Below are 13712 nucleotides of genomic sequence, written 5' to 3' on the forward strand. Positions count from 1 at the left end.
TCAAATGCAAGGCTGGGCCCGCGAATTGGGATTCTCCCAAATCGGCGTGGCCGGTGTGGATTTGTCGTCCGCAGAACCGGGGTTGATGCAGTGGCTGGCGCAAGGGTTCCATGGCGAGATGCATTACATGCAAACCCACGGCCTGCGCCGCGCCCGGCCTGCCGAACTGGTGCCCGGCACCGTGAGCGTGATCACCGCGCGCATGGACTACCTGCCCCGCGACACGCCCGTGCACGGCGCACCGGGCGCCGGGCCCGGCTGGCAGGCCGTGGAGTTCGCCCGGCTGGAGCGCCCGTCCGAAGGCATCGTGTCGGTGTATGCCCGGGGGCGCGACTACCACAAGGTGCTGCGCCAGCGGCTGCAGAAGCTGGCCGACCGCATCGGCGAGGCCGTGGGGCCGGTCGGGCACCGGGTGTTCACCGATTCGGCGCCCGTGCTGGAGGCGGAGCTGGCCAGCCGCAGCGGGCAGGGCTGGCGTGGCAAGCACACGCTGGTGCTCAACCGCGAGGCGGGCTCCATGTTCTTTCTGGGCGAAATCTATGTGGACATGCCGCTCGAGCCCAGCGAGCCCGTCACCGCGCATTGCGGCAGCTGCCAGGCCTGCATCGACGTGTGCCCCACGCAGGCCATCGTCGCGCCGCACCGGGTGGACGCCCGGCGTTGCATCTCTTACCTCACCATCGAACATGCGGGTCCCATTCCCGCCGAGCTGCGCCCCCTGATGGGCAACCGCATCTACGGCTGCGACGATTGCCAGCTCATCTGCCCCTGGAACAAGTTCGCCCAGGCCAGCGGGCTGCCCGACTTCGATGCGAGGCCCGGTCTGGCGGGGCAGCAGCTCGCGCACCTGTTTGCCTGGGACGAGCCCACCTTCCTGCGCATGACGGAAGGCGGCCCCATCCGCCGCATCGGCCATGAGCGGTGGCTGCGCAACGTGGCAGTGGCGCTGGGCAACGCGCTGCGTGCCACGGGCGATGCCGGCATCGAAGCGTCACTGCAGTCCCGTGCCGCCGACGCCAGTGCCCTGGTGCGGGAGCATGTCGCCTGGGGTTTAAGCCAAAAAGGCCTCCAGCGCAATAAAGACTAGGGCATTGTGCTATCAAATATGTAGCGTTCGAAATAGCGTTTGCCTGCGGCAAAACGCCCGATCGCGGGTGTGCTTCGGCTGGCCGACAATAACGGCCTGCCCATGATCCACGCCCTGTGCCTTCTCATCGCCTTCCAGTTGCTCGGGGAGGCCTCGGTGCGCCTGACGGGCTGGCCGATGCCCGGTGCCCTGGTCGGCATGCTCTGGCTGCTGGCCTGGCTCGCCTGGCGGCGGCGCGTGCCCGAGGCGCTGGCCACTACCGCATCCACCCTGCTGCAGCACATGATGCTGCTGTTCATCCCCACCGTCACCGGCGTGATGGTGCATTTCGGCCGGGTGGCGGACGAGTGGAAGCCTTTTCTCATCGCCTGCGTCGTGGGTGCGGCGGTGACGATGGCCGTGACGGCGCTCACCCTGCATTGGCTGCTGGCACGCGGCCGGCGCGCGGGCCCTGCGGCATGAAGGCGCCCGCATGACGGACGCCATCACCGGCTTGGCCGCCCTGGGCACGCTGGAGCGGTCCCCTCTGACCTGGCTGACCCTCACGCTGCTGGCCTACCTCGCCGCGCTGTGGCTGTACCGCCGCAGCGGCCACAACCCGTTCCTGCTGCCCGTGCTCACCGCCGTGATTGGCATCGTGTGCGTTCTGCTGGCGCTCGGCGTGCCGTATCCGGTGTACTTCGAGGGCGTGCAGCTGATCCATTTCTTCATCGGCCCGGCCACGGTGGCCTTGGCGGTGCCGCTGTACGGGCAACTGGGCAAGATCCGGCAGATCTGGCGGCCGGTGGCGGTCGCGCTGCTGGCCGGATCGGTGGCGGCCATCGGCTCGGCCGTGCTGGTGGCTTGGGCGCTGGGCGGGTCGATGCAGACGCTGATGTCGCTTGCGCCCAAGTCGGCCACCATTCCTATCGCGACGGCCGTGGCCGAGCGGCTGGGCGGCATCGCATCGCTGGCGGCGGTGGCCGTGGCGGTCACTGGCATCGCCGGCGCGGTGATGGCCGGCCCGCTGCTGCGCGTGCTGGGGCTCGATGGCGACCCGGTGGTTCGCGGCTTCGCCGTGGGGCTGACGGCGCATGCCATCGGCACGGCGCGCGAGTTGCAGACCAACGCCACCGCGGGCTCGTTCGCCGCGCTGGCCATGGCGCTCAATGGCATCGCCACGGCGCTGCTCATGCCGGTGATGGCGGCGTTCCTGCACTGGGCCGGCGTGTGGTGACCGGCCCGCAGGCCGCGCGGCTTTTCTAGCGCAGCACGGCGAGCGCGAAGGGCAGGCTGACCACCCCCAGCACGGTGGACAGCGTCACCAGACCGGCCACGTACGGACCGTTGTAGCCCATGCGGGCGGCCAGCACGTAGCAGGTGGACGCGGTCGGCAGGGCGGAGAACGCCATCAGCACCGTGGTCTGCACCGCGTCCAGCCGCAGCAGCCGCGCCATGCCGAAGGCGATGAGGGGCTGCACCAGATGCCGGATGGTCAGCACCGACGCCGACAGCAGCTTGCCGCGCGTGAGCAGCCCGAATTGCATGCCAGCACCCGCCGCCATGAGCCCGAGCGCGAGCGACGCCGCGCTGATTCGGCTCACCGTGGGCTCCATCCACACGGGGATGTGAAAGCCCAGCAGGTTGGCAGCAAGGCCCGACGCGGTGGCCACGATGAGCGGGTTGCGCAGCAGTTCCTTGAAAAACCCGTGCTGCCCCGTGCGCGCCATGGGCCACACGGCGGCCACGTTGAACAGCGGCACGCACACGCCGATCAGCACGGCGATGAGCAGCAGCCCCTGCGCGCCCGCCAGCCGCTCCGCCAGCGCCAGGCCCATGAAGGAGTTGAAGCGGAACGCCACCTGGGCGCTGGCGGCGTGGTCGCGCGGGTCGATGCGGCCACGCAGGCCGGGCAGCCGTGGCAGGCTGTAGGCCAGCGCGATGCCGGCGAAACCCGTCGCCACACCGGCCAGGATCAGCCCCGAGGCCTCGCCGATCTGGATGGGGCTTTTGACGATCGACTGGAACAGCAGGACGGGAAAGAGCAGGTAGTACACCAGGCTCTCCACCGGCTGCCACACGGCGCGGTTCAGCGCGGTGTAGCGGCAGACCAGGTAGCCGCACAGGATGAGGGCAAAGTCGGGAAGGAGGAGCTGCGCGTAATTCACGGCGTGCAGGATACCGCGCGGCCCGCCCCGGATTCAGTCCGGGACGAGCGCGGGTGGCGCCTCAGGGACTTGACCGCATCGCCGCCTTGCCGCCTTCCACGATGGCCTCGATCACCTTCTGCAGCCCCCGGTTCATGGGCTTGTCATGGCGGGTGATGAGGGCCTGGGTGCGAAACAGCGGCGGGTCCAGCGGCCGCAGGTCGAGGTCTTCGTGGCGGCGGCTGTGGCCCGACAAGGCCATGCGCGGCAGGATGCCGCAGCCCAGGCCCGCTGCCACCATCGCCTTGATGGCCTCCACGCTGTCGAACTCCATGACGGGGGCTGGCGTGGGCAGGCTGCCGCCGGCGCTCAGCCAGTCGTCCACGATGCCGCGCGTGCTGCTGCCGGTCTCGAACTTCACCAGGGGCTGCTGGCTCAGCATTTCCGCCGTGACCGCCCTCGGCCAATGGCCGGTGCCGCGGCGGCAGATGGCCATCAGCTCGTCATCCAGGATCGGCACGACGGCGACCGCGCGCGAGACGATGGGCAGCGTCACGATGGCCGCGTCGATCGAGTTGTCCTCGATGCGGCGCACGTAATCCTCCGTGTTGCCCGTGCTCACGATGATGCTCAGCGAAGGAAAGCGCTTGCGCAGGTCCTGCAGGATCGGCGGCAGCAGGTACAGGCACGAGGTCAGGCCGGTGCCCAGGCGCACGCGCCCCGTCACCCCGGCCGAATGGAAGGTGGCCGCGCTCACGGCGTTGGCCACCGCGGCCGTGACGTGCGGCACATGGGCGAGCAGATCCGCACCGGCGGAAGTGGGTCCCACCCGGCGGCCGACCCGCTCGATGAGGCGCACCGACAAGCGGCGCTCCAGATTTCTCACCTGCAGGCTCACCGCGGGCTGGGTGACGCCCAGCCGCTGCGCCGCAGCAGAAAAACTCCCCAGTTCCAGCACCAGCGCGAAGGTCCGTAATTGATCGAGATCCAAGGTACGTTCCATAGGCTTAGCTTATGTTTTGTATAAGACGGCAAATCTTCACTTATGGATTGAATGCCGTCAATATTCAACCCATGCAAAAAACTCCAGAGACTTGATAAAAGCCGGGAGGGGAGGAGCCAAGCTGCTATCGGTGCGCACTGGCGCACCGATAGCGCCTTGTGTTTGTGTATTTGTCAGCTGCAACGACTGATGGCGCATGGCCGCAAAAAACCTGATATCCATCGAAGATCTTTCGCGCAGCGAAATCGAAACGTTGTTTACCGACGTCGATAACATCCGGCGGTTTCCTGGGGAATTTGGAAATGCGCTGGCCGGGAAAATCGTTTTCACCCTGTTTTGCCAACCCAGCACGCGCACGCGGCTGAGCTTCGAATCCGCGGCCTACCGCCTCGGCGCGCGCGTGCTGAGCGTTTGCGACATGCACAGCACCCGCCAACCCCTGGGCGAGAGCCTGCTCGACACCACCCGCATGGCCGGCTACTACTCCGATGCGCTGGTCGCGCGGCACGCCGACCACGGCGTGATGGAGCAGATCAAAGGCACCCTCGACGTGCCGCTGATCAACGCCGGAGAAGGGCTCGCACGGCACCCCACCCAGACCCTGATCGACCTGTACACCGCCCGCGAGCATTTCGATACCCTCGACGGCCTGCGCGTGGGTTTCGTCGGCGGGCTGCGCTACTCGCGTGCCGTGAAATCGCTGATGGTGGGCCTGGGGCAGTTTCGCGACGTCGAGTTGCATGCCGTCGATGCCGCCAGCGAGGCCGACGAAGGCAGCCCGCTGCCGGCCGATCTTGCCGCGGCGGCGCGCCGCCCCATCCATCTGCACGATTCGGTGCAGGCCATGCTGGGCCATGTCGATCTGCTGTATGTCGTGCGCGTGCAGCGCGAGATGTTCAGCGATGCCGCTCTGTACCAGCGGCAACTGGACAAATGCCGCGTGCACCGCGCACTGCTGGCCAAGGCGCCGCCGTGGCTGGCGGTCATGCACTGCCTGCCCCGCACGGACGAACTGGACACCGATGTGGACCCCACGCCGCAAAACAAATACTTCCTGCAGGCCGCGTACGGCGTGCCGCTGCGCATGGCCGTGCTGCGGCGCTACATGACGCAGCCGCAGGGCACAGGAGGAGGCGCAGGCGTCGGCAGCGGTGGCATCCAGGGGATGGTGACGGATGCGTTGTCGCGCCGTGCCATCGACGTGTTGAGCAACGACGAGTTGTCCCTCGCATGGTGATGCTCTGCGCAATGGCGCTGATGGGGCTCGTTGTGGGTGGCGTGGCGGTGACGGTCGGGGGGGGCGTCACGATCGGTGTGCCGTTGCTGCTGCTCATGGGGCACTCTGCCGCTGCGTCCATCGCCACCGTGAAGTTCGCGCTCGTGGGTTCGTTCTTCACCGGCACGCTCGCCCACCGGCGCGCCGTGAACGCCCCGGTGCGCATTCCCTGGGTGCTGTGGCCGCTGGCGGTGGCCGGCTCCATCATGGGTTCGCTGATCGTCACGGGGGTCGATGACCGGGTGCTGCGGATCATCGTCGCCGCCATGATGGCCGTGGTGCTCTGGATCACCTACCGCACCGATTTCTCTGCCCGCACGGCGGGGCCGCAAGCGTCCGCGCGGCTGCCGCTGGCCGGGATCGCTACCGTGTTCGCACTGTGCGTGTATTCGGGATTTTTCGGCGCGGGCTTCGGCACCTTTCTCATCTTTGCGCTGATGCATTTTTTCGGCCTGTCGTTTTCCGACAGCGCCTCGGTGATGACGCGGCTCAACCTGCTCGTGGTGGGCTCGTCGGTGACGACCTTCATCACCCACGGGGTGGTCGATTTTCAATGGGGCATTCCGCTTTTCATCGGTTGTGCGCTGGGCGGCGTGATGGGCGCCTGGGTGGCCCGCGTCCTGTCGCCTGAGCGAATGAAAACCGTGTTCCTGGCGGGCACGATGCTGGTCGGCGTCAAGCTGCTTTGGGATGCGATGGTGTGATGCCCGATCTTTTTGAACCACCGGGCCGTTCGGCCCTTCGCCCTGCCATGCAAGGAGCCACGCTGCACCCGTAAAGACGGCAATGAACCCCCTCCTGCGACCGGGACCCGCCCTTGCGCGTGCGGGAAACCCCTCACTGTGGACTGCCATGCGGACCACGATCGGCGTGCGCCAGCGATTAGGATGCACACCATCGTTTTCATCGTGTTCAAGCAGTACAAGGAGACTTCTATGCAACGCCGAAACTGGCTGGGTCTGGCTGTCCTCATGGCGACGGGCAGTGTCATGGCCCAGAGCTATCCCAACAAACCCATCCGGCTGGTGGTGCCCTTTGCTCCGGGCGGTACGACCGACATCATTGCCCGCGTGATCTCCGATCCGCTGTCGCGCGCGCTGGGCCAGCCCGTGATCGTGGACAACCGGGCGGGTGGCGGTGGCGTGGTCGGTGCGGCCGAGACGGCCAAGGCCACGCCGGACGGCTACGCGCTGGGCATTGCCACCGTGTCCACCACGGCGGCCAACCCGGCGATCAACCCCAAGACGCCCTACAACCCGCTGACCGACTTCACGCCGATCATCAACATCGCCGCGACGCCCAACATCATCGCGGTGAACCCCAGCTTCCCGGCCAAGGACTACAAGAGCTTCGCCGCCGAGATCAAGAAGGTGCCCGGCAAGTATTCGTACTCGTCGTCCGGCACGGGCGGCATCGGCCATCTGCAGATGGAGCTGTACAAGAGCCTGACCGACACCTTCGTCACGCACATTCCCTACCGCGGCGCCGGCCCGGCCTTGAACGACACGGTGGCCGGCCAGGTTCCGATGATCTTCGACAACCTGCCTTCGGCGCTGGCCTTCATCAAGGACGGCCGCCTGGTGCCCATCGTGGTCGCCGCGCCCCAGCGCGTGGCCGCGCTGCCCAATGTGCCTACCTTCAAGGAAGTGGGCCTGGAGCCGGTGAACCGCATGGCCTACTACGGCATTCTCGGCCCCAAGAACCTGCCCAAGGATGTGGTGGACAAGATCAACGCCGGCGTGCGCAAGGCGCTGGAAGATCCGGCCGTGCGCAAGCGCATCGAGGACACCGGATCGATCATCATCGGCAATACGCCCGAACAGTTCGCCGAGCAGATCAAGGCCGAGTTCGAGGTCTACAAGACCGTGGTGCAAAAGCAGAAGCTGTCGCTCGACTGATCGTCGCGCACCTTCCGCAGACCAGGCCCGCCGGCACCGCCCGCGGGCTTTTTTGATCATGCTATGGTTTTGCCATGTTGCCGCCCGATAGCCAGACCTCCATCGACACATTCATCGACGCGCTGTGGCTGGAGGATGGCCTCTCGCGCAACACCCTGGCGGCCTACCGGCGCGACATGACGCTCTATGCCCAGTGGCTGGCCGAGCAGCCGCCTGCATTGGCCATCGACGGCACGCAGGAGCACCACCTGCAGGCCTACTTCGCGGCGCGCCATGCACAGACCCGAGCCACGTCGGCCAATCGGCGCCTGACCGTGCTGCGCCGTTATTTCCACTGGGCGCTGCGCGAGCGGCGCATCACGGCCGACCCCACCGTTCGGCTGCAGGCCGCGCGCCAGCCGCTGCGCGTGCCCAAAACGCTGTCGCAGGCCCAGGTGGAGGCCTTGCTGCATGCGCCGGACACGGGTCATCCGCTGGGCCTGCGGGATCGCGCCATGCTGGAGTTGATGTACGCCAGCGGTCTGCGCGTGACCGAGCTGGTGACGCTCAAGACCTTCCAGCTGGGCCTGCGCGAAGGCGTGCTGCGCGTGATGGGCAAGGGCGGAAAGGAGCGGTTGGTGCCCTTTGGTGATGAAGCCGCTGCGTGGCTGGAACGCTACCTTGGCGAGGCCCGCGCGGCCATCCTGGGCGGACAGCAGACCGATGATCTTTTCGTGACGCAGCGTGGCGCCGGCATGACCCGGGCGATGTTCTGGGTCATCGTGAAAAAGCAGGCGCATGTGGCGGGCATCACCGTGCCGCTGTCGCCGCACACGCTGCGCCATGCCTTCGCAACGCACCTGCTCAACCACGGAGCCGACCTGCGCGTGGTGCAGCTGCTGCTGGGGCATGCAGACATCTCCACCACGACCATCTACACCCACGTGGCGCGAGAGCGGCTCAAGGCGCTGCACGCGCAGCACCATCCCCGCGGGTAGATCGGCGGCTTTCGCCGATCGATGCGGGAGCTTGCGGGCGCGGACAATCACGTTTTTCTTTTGCGCACCCTGGAGTCTTTCATGACCGATCGTTTCCGCCGGCAACTGATGCTGGCCGCCAGCTCTTCATGGCTGGCCACGCTGCCGTTCGCTGCTTCCGCTCAACCGTCGCCCACCTGGCCGTCCCGTCCCATCCGCATCGTCGTGGCCTATCCGGCCGGTGGCGTGAGCGATGTGGTCGCACGCGCGTTGGGCGACAAGCTGTCGGCCCAATTGGGCACTTCGGTGGTGGTGGACAACAAGGCCGGGGCGGGCGGCTCCATCGGCATGGACGCCGTGGCCAAGGCGGCGCCGGACGGCTATACGCTGGGCTTTTCGTCCATCAGCCCGCTGGTGCTGAACCCGCACCTGGGCAAATCGCCGTTCGATCCGGCCAAGGACATCGTGCCGGTGGCCAGCGTGATGGTCTCGCCCGTGCTGCTGCTGGGCACGCCCGCCAGCCAGGCCAAGGATTTTCGCCAACTGCTGGCCAGCGCGAAGGCTCGGCCGGGCGAAGTCCGCTGGGCCACTTCGGGGCTGGCCTCGCTCGGGCACATCATGCTGGAGCAGATCATGCAGTCCACCCAGGTGCAGATCACGCACGTGCCCTACAAGGGCGGGGGCCAGCAGCTCAACGATGCGCTCAGCGGGCAGTTCGAAGTGCTGTCCACCAATGCCGGGCCCGCGGTGATGCAGCACATCCAGGCCGGCAAGCTGCGCGCGCTGGCCGTGGGCGCGCCTGCCAGGCTCGACTCCTTGCCCGATGTGCCCACCCTGGCCGAGTTGGGCATTCCTGCCGCCAACGTGAGTTCGCTCTTCGGAGTATTTGCGCCGGCGCGCACACCGGCGCCGATCTTGGAACGGCTGAACGCCGAGATCAACAGTGCCCTGGCCCTGCCGGACTTCCGTGCCCGGCTCGAAGCCACCGACAACGTGCCCCAGGGAGGCAAGGCCACCGATTTCGCCAAGCAGATCGCGGAGGAATCGCAGAACAACGCCCGCATCATCCGCGCGGCGGGCATTCAGATGAATTGAGGCGGGAGGCCGTCGCCAGGTGCCGGCAACGCACCACGCTCACCCTGCGGTGCGGCCGCACATTGCTTCAGGTGCGGCCGTGTCGGTCGCGCGCCGTCAACACCCAAGCGGCGCTGGCTGAATTCGGGATCAATGCCCCCAGAACAGGTCTTCTTGCGCCTGGTCGCTGGAGAACAGGCGGACCTCGACGATCCTGCCTCCCTCAATGCGGATGAGATCGACACCCGGTTGATTCATCGTGATGCCGTTGGCTTCACCGGCGAACTCCAGTGTGACGGCGACCCAATCGCCATTGGCCATGTAGTGGCTGGCATGGGTGATCGCGAAGGTTCCTTTGGAGACTTCCATCATCTTGCCCAGCATCGGGCCGACTTCTGCCATTCCCCGATGGATTCCGGAGAACTGATTTTTACCCGGCTGGTGCCAGACCACATCGGGAGAAATCAGTTGGCCCAATGCCGCCTGATCGCCCGTCTGGACCGCGTGAATATAGGCCTTGGAGATGTCGATGCCAGTCATGAAAAGTTCCGTTTCAAGAAAATATGAATGGTCATTGTTGGACAAATGGAGGCCAATTACCCGGTTATATTTCGACAATAAATGGTATTTTCTGGACATTCATGCGGAGTGCAAGGCAAGTGATGTCGAAGATGGCAAGGCCCCGGCAAGGGGCGATGAATGCGGATATCCAGCGGCTGAAGTACGACCCCACGGCGCCCTACCGGCTCGATCTGGAGGTCTATCCGGCGGGCGACCTGTGGCGTCGCGGCGGCAAGGAGAAAGTGCAAACCACCCACCGCTACGACTTTTTCATGCTGGTGTGTATCACCCAAGGAGAGTGCGTTCAATGGGTGGATTTCCAGCCGTTTGCCTGCGCACAGGGAACATTCCTGATCCTTCGGCCAGGGCAGGCCCATAACCTCGGGAGCGATGAAGACTGGGAGGGCTGGATCGTCCTTTTCCGCGCGGAGTTTGCGATGCCTTTATCCGCTGCATCCGGCGACCTCGCGCTCATGTCGGATCGGGCTGGGCTGCCAGAAAAGGTGCTTCTGGACCGGGATCAATTGCGAACGGTGAGCCGCTCGATTCAGCAGATGTACGAGGACGCGCATCTCGAAGCTCCCCTCGATCACGTGCACGCTCTGCTGCGACATCAACTTCACGCCCTGCTGGCAAGGCTGAGCATTTTGCAAGGACGGCAGCAATTGAAGGAGCCGCCGGTTTCCGCCGCGTCACAGCGCTTCAAACGGTTTCAGGCGCTGGTTGAAGAACGCTTTGCGAATTGGCATCAGGTGGCCGATTACGCCAGCCACCTCGGCTATACAGAAAAGAGTTTGGGCCGTTCCCTGGCCGCCGCCACGGGGATGACGGCCAAAGGTTGGATCGCGGCAAGGATCAATCTCGAAGCCAAGCGGCTTCTGGTGCACACGGAATTGCCCATCGGCGCCATTGCCGACCGGCTGGGCTTTGACGAGGCGACCCACTTCACCAAATTCTTCAAGCGGGAAGTGCGCTGTTCTCCCGCGGAGTTTCGGCGAAGACAACGGGGTGACAGCCCACCGTCACACGCTGGTTAGGGCCTGGAGCCAGTCCCCGCCCGGCTTGGGCCGACCGGGCCTTGCCGTTCATTCGCCCAGGCTTTCCGCCCAGGTCAGGGCCTGCAAGTGGGCCCAGTTCACCTGCCGGTTGGACAGGTGCAGCGCATCGGCCGCGCGGGCGAACGCCACCTCGTCGCCGCTTTCGCAGGCCTTGGTAAGTTCCAGGAACGGCGCAAACACGCCGGTGTTGTGCAGCAGCGCATCGATGACGGGCTGGGGCAGGGCGACGGAGTCGAGCGCCTTTTCCAGCGGAACGCCCAGCATGGTGTCCAGTAGCGAGAACACGCCGACCACGAAGGCGTTGTCGCACTCCTCGGGCGGCAGCAGTTCGGCGGCGAGCAGTTCCATGAGGCGGCCGCGCACCACGGCGGTCTGGCCCACGGCGGGCGGAGAACCGCCGGCGCGCGAGGTGGTCATGAGCAGCGCCGCCCAGCGGAAGAGCTTCTTGAGCCCCAGGATCATGACGGCATGCCGGAACGAGGTGACCTCGCACGACAGCCCGAAGCCCGACGAGTTGATGAAGCGCAGCAGGTTGAACGACAGCGTGGGGTCCTTCTTGAGCAACTCCTCGATTTCGGCTGTGCTGGCCTGTTTGCGCACCAGGTTGATGAGCTGGATGATCGTCGCCTGCGAAGGCCGGATGGTCTGTGCCTTCACCAGCGCTGGCTGGGCGAACCAGTAGCCCTGGAACAGCTTGACGCCCAGAGCCGACATGCGCTCGTGTTGCTCGGCGGTCTCCACCTTTTCAGCAACCAAAATTGCCTTGGAGTTGGCGCGGGCGAACTTCACCAGGGGCTCGGCCAGTTCGGCCCGGAACGCCTGCATGTCCAGCTTGACGAAGGCCGCCAGCGGCAACCAGCTGGCGTAGGTGCGGCGCAGCACGTTCTGGTTGAAGGCCAGGCGAAAGCCCCGCGTGCGCAGGCCTTCCAGCGTGGAGACGCGCCCTTCGATCTCTTCGGCCGTTGCGCCTTCGGGCAAGGGCGGCACTTCCAAAACTACCTTTTCGGGGTGGATCAGTTCGAGGTGGCCGCCGGCCAGGCTTTCGTGCGTGCAATTGATGAACACCGTCTTCTTGCCCACCAGGGCTTCGGTGCCTGCATACGACAGGGCATTGAAGAGCAGGGCGGCATCGCTGGCAGCGGTGTGGGCATCGGAGGCGGTGGAACGGTCGAACAGTTCGTAGCCAAAAACGGCACGCTGCTCATCCACGATGGCCTGGCGCGCGATGATTGCCAGGTTGCTCGAGTCCTCGTCTTCCCCTTGGGGGGCGGTGTTCTCGAAAGCCGGTACGTTTTCGGAGTTGCTCGACATGGGGGTCTGCGTCAGTGAATTGGATTGATTCGGTGACCTTACCACCAGAGCCGCGGGATGTCGCCCACTCTGGGGCTCATTCCGTCAACTGATCTGCCCAGGCCAAGGCCTGCAAATGGGCCATGTTGATCTGCTGGCTGGACAATTGCAGCGAACTGGCGGCCTGGTCGAAGGCGGCGTCGTCGCTGGATTCGCAGGCCTCGGCCAGCCGCAGCATGTCGCCCAGCATGCCGGTGCGGTGCAGCAGGGCCTCCGACACGGCGGCCGGCACGTGCAGCAGCCCCACGGCGGATTCCATCGTCATGCTCAGCATGCGGTCGAGCATCGAGAAGATGCCCACCACGAAGGCCTGGTCGGCGTCTTCCTGCGACATCGTCTCCAGGGCCAGCAGCTCCATCAGTCGCCCGCGCACCACGGCCGTATGGCCCACGGCGGCGGAGATTCCGCCAGCGCGCGAGGCGGTGAGCAGCAGCGCCGCCCAGCGGAACAGTTTTTTGAGCCCCATGAGCATCACGGCCTGCCGGAACGAGGTGATCTCGCGGGTGAGCCCGAAGCCCGACGAATTGATGAGCCGCATGAGGTTGAACGCCAGGCCCGCGTCCTTCTTCAGCACTTCTTCGATCTCGTCCGTGCTGGCCTGTTGGCGCACGAGGTTGATGAGCTGGATGATGCTGGTCTGCGCCGGGGTGAGCAGCTTGGCCTCCACCAGCGAAGGGCGGGAGAACCAGTACCCCTGGAACAACTGCACGCCCTTGCTGGATGCCATGTCGTACTGCTTGGCGGTCTCCACCTTTTCGGCGATCAGCTCGGCCTTGGAATGCCGCCCGGCGTATTTGATGAGCACGGCCAGCTGGTCCGGCGCCAGCACCGACAGGTCGAGCTTGATGTAGTCGGCCAGCGGCAGCCAGGGCGCATAGGCCGACTCCAGCACGGTGTGGTTGAAGGCCAGGTGGAAGCCCCGTTCACGCAGGCCCGACAGGATCGGCAGCCGCGTGCTGACCTCTTCGGCGGCCGCATGGCCCAGGGGCGGGATCTCCAGCACCACCTTGTCGGGATCGACCAGCTCCAGGTGGCCGCCGGACAGGCTCTCGTGCGTGCAATTGACGAAGATGAGCTTCTTGCCCACCAGTTCTTCGCTGCCGGCGTGCGACAGCGCGGTGAATACCAGGAACACGTCCGTGGCCGCGGTGTGCCCGTGGCCGGAGCGGGACCGGTTGAAGAGTTCGTAGCCCACCACGGCCTGCTGCCCGTTCATGATCGCCTGCCGGGCGATCATGGCGCCTGCAGGGCTGCTCTCGGGGGCAATGGACGGGGAGTTGCCGGCGACAGGCGTTTGGGGCATGGAAGGCGAACTGAAAGCGA

The 13712-nt window shown here is 65.9% G+C and carries 15 protein-coding genes; 9 read left to right on the plus strand and 6 right to left on the minus strand.

Features of this window, described 5'->3' with window-relative positions:
* Window positions 1-4 precede the first annotated feature (4 nt).
* The 3 genes from queG to M5C98_RS06475 all read left to right on the plus strand — a co-directional run bounded on the left by queG (window position 5) and on the right by M5C98_RS06475 (window position 2303).
* Window positions 5-1087, plus strand: a complete 1083-nt coding sequence (gene queG / locus M5C98_RS06465) for a tRNA epoxyqueuosine(34) reductase QueG (RefSeq protein ID WP_272551702.1) — start codon at window positions 5-7, stop codon at window positions 1085-1087.
* Window positions 1088-1189: 102 nt separating this feature from the next.
* The gene (locus tag M5C98_RS06470; protein ID WP_272551704.1) at window positions 1190-1549 is read left to right on the plus strand and encodes a CidA/LrgA family protein; all 360 of its coding nucleotides are present in this window, start codon (window positions 1190-1192) and stop codon (window positions 1547-1549) included.
* A gap of 10 nt (window positions 1550-1559) precedes the next feature.
* Window positions 1560-2303, plus strand: a complete 744-nt coding sequence (locus tag M5C98_RS06475) for an LrgB family protein (protein WP_272551706.1) — start codon at window positions 1560-1562, stop codon at window positions 2301-2303.
* A gap of 25 nt (window positions 2304-2328) precedes the next feature.
* Here the strand turns inward: M5C98_RS06475 and M5C98_RS06480 are convergent, their stop codons facing one another.
* From M5C98_RS06480 to M5C98_RS06490, 3 genes are all read right to left on the minus strand, one after another.
* Window positions 2329-3234 carry an AEC family transporter gene (locus M5C98_RS06480; RefSeq protein ID WP_272551708.1) on the minus strand — a complete coding sequence of 302 codons (906 nt, stop codon included), beginning with the start codon at window positions 3232-3234 and terminating at the stop codon, window positions 2329-2331.
* Window positions 3235-3295: 61 nt separating this feature from the next.
* On the minus strand, window positions 3296-4216 hold the full coding sequence (locus tag M5C98_RS06485; RefSeq protein ID WP_272551710.1) for a LysR family transcriptional regulator: 921 nt from the start codon (window positions 4214-4216) through the stop codon (window positions 3296-3298).
* Between the two features lie 57 nt (window positions 4217-4273).
* The gene (locus M5C98_RS06490) at window positions 4274-4546 is read right to left on the minus strand and encodes a hypothetical protein (RefSeq protein WP_272553414.1); all 273 of its coding nucleotides are present in this window, start codon (window positions 4544-4546) and stop codon (window positions 4274-4276) included.
* Here M5C98_RS06490 and M5C98_RS06495 point away from each other — a divergent pair.
* The 5 genes from M5C98_RS06495 (at window position 4470) to M5C98_RS06515 (ending at window position 9441) form a co-directional block, all read left to right on the plus strand.
* On the plus strand, window positions 4470-5453 hold the full coding sequence (locus M5C98_RS06495; protein WP_272553185.1) for an aspartate/ornithine carbamoyltransferase family protein: 984 nt from the start codon (window positions 4470-4472) through the stop codon (window positions 5451-5453). The two genes, M5C98_RS06490 and M5C98_RS06495, sit on opposite strands and share 77 nt — an antisense overlap.
* The gene (locus M5C98_RS06500) at window positions 5447-6196 is read left to right on the plus strand and encodes a sulfite exporter TauE/SafE family protein (RefSeq protein WP_272551711.1); all 750 of its coding nucleotides are present in this window, start codon (window positions 5447-5449) and stop codon (window positions 6194-6196) included. The genes M5C98_RS06495 and M5C98_RS06500 overlap by 7 nt, the downstream gene beginning before the upstream one ends.
* Window positions 6197-6427: 231 nt before the next feature.
* A complete protein-coding gene (locus M5C98_RS06505; RefSeq protein ID WP_272551712.1) occupies window positions 6428-7390 on the plus strand; it encodes a tripartite tricarboxylate transporter substrate binding protein BugE in 963 nt (320 codons plus the stop codon).
* A gap of 74 nt (window positions 7391-7464) precedes the next feature.
* Window positions 7465-8367, plus strand: a complete 903-nt coding sequence (gene xerD / locus M5C98_RS06510; protein WP_272551713.1) for a site-specific tyrosine recombinase XerD — start codon at window positions 7465-7467, stop codon at window positions 8365-8367.
* An 81-nt stretch (window positions 8368-8448) separates the two neighbouring features.
* Complete coding sequence (locus M5C98_RS06515) at window positions 8449-9441, plus strand: Bug family tripartite tricarboxylate transporter substrate binding protein (RefSeq protein WP_272551715.1); 993 nt, start codon at window positions 8449-8451, stop codon at window positions 9439-9441.
* 129 nt (window positions 9442-9570) lie between these two features.
* On the opposite strand, the gene M5C98_RS06520 is transcribed toward M5C98_RS06515, so the two are convergent.
* A complete protein-coding gene (locus M5C98_RS06520; RefSeq protein ID WP_272551717.1) occupies window positions 9571-9960 on the minus strand; it encodes a nuclear transport factor 2 family protein in 390 nt (129 codons plus the stop codon).
* 155 nt (window positions 9961-10115) lie between these two features.
* Here M5C98_RS06520 and M5C98_RS06525 point away from each other — a divergent pair, with 155 nt between their 5' ends.
* Window positions 10116-11018 carry a helix-turn-helix domain-containing protein gene (locus M5C98_RS06525; protein ID WP_272551718.1) on the plus strand — a complete coding sequence of 301 codons (903 nt, stop codon included), beginning with the start codon at window positions 10116-10118 and terminating at the stop codon, window positions 11016-11018.
* Between the two features lie 48 nt (window positions 11019-11066).
* Here M5C98_RS06525 and M5C98_RS06530 read toward each other — a convergent pair whose 3' ends face one another.
* Window positions 11067-12350, minus strand: a complete 1284-nt coding sequence (locus M5C98_RS06530; RefSeq protein ID WP_272551719.1) for an EAL and HDOD domain-containing protein — start codon at window positions 12348-12350, stop codon at window positions 11067-11069.
* A gap of 76 nt (window positions 12351-12426) precedes the next feature.
* Window positions 12427-13692, minus strand: a complete 1266-nt coding sequence (locus M5C98_RS06535) for an EAL and HDOD domain-containing protein (RefSeq protein WP_272551720.1) — start codon at window positions 13690-13692, stop codon at window positions 12427-12429.
* Between the last annotated feature and the right edge of the window lie 20 nt (window positions 13693-13712).

The organism is Acidovorax sp. NCPPB 3576 (assembly GCF_028473605.1).
Lineage (GTDB): Bacteria > Pseudomonadota > Gammaproteobacteria > Burkholderiales > Burkholderiaceae_C > Paracidovorax.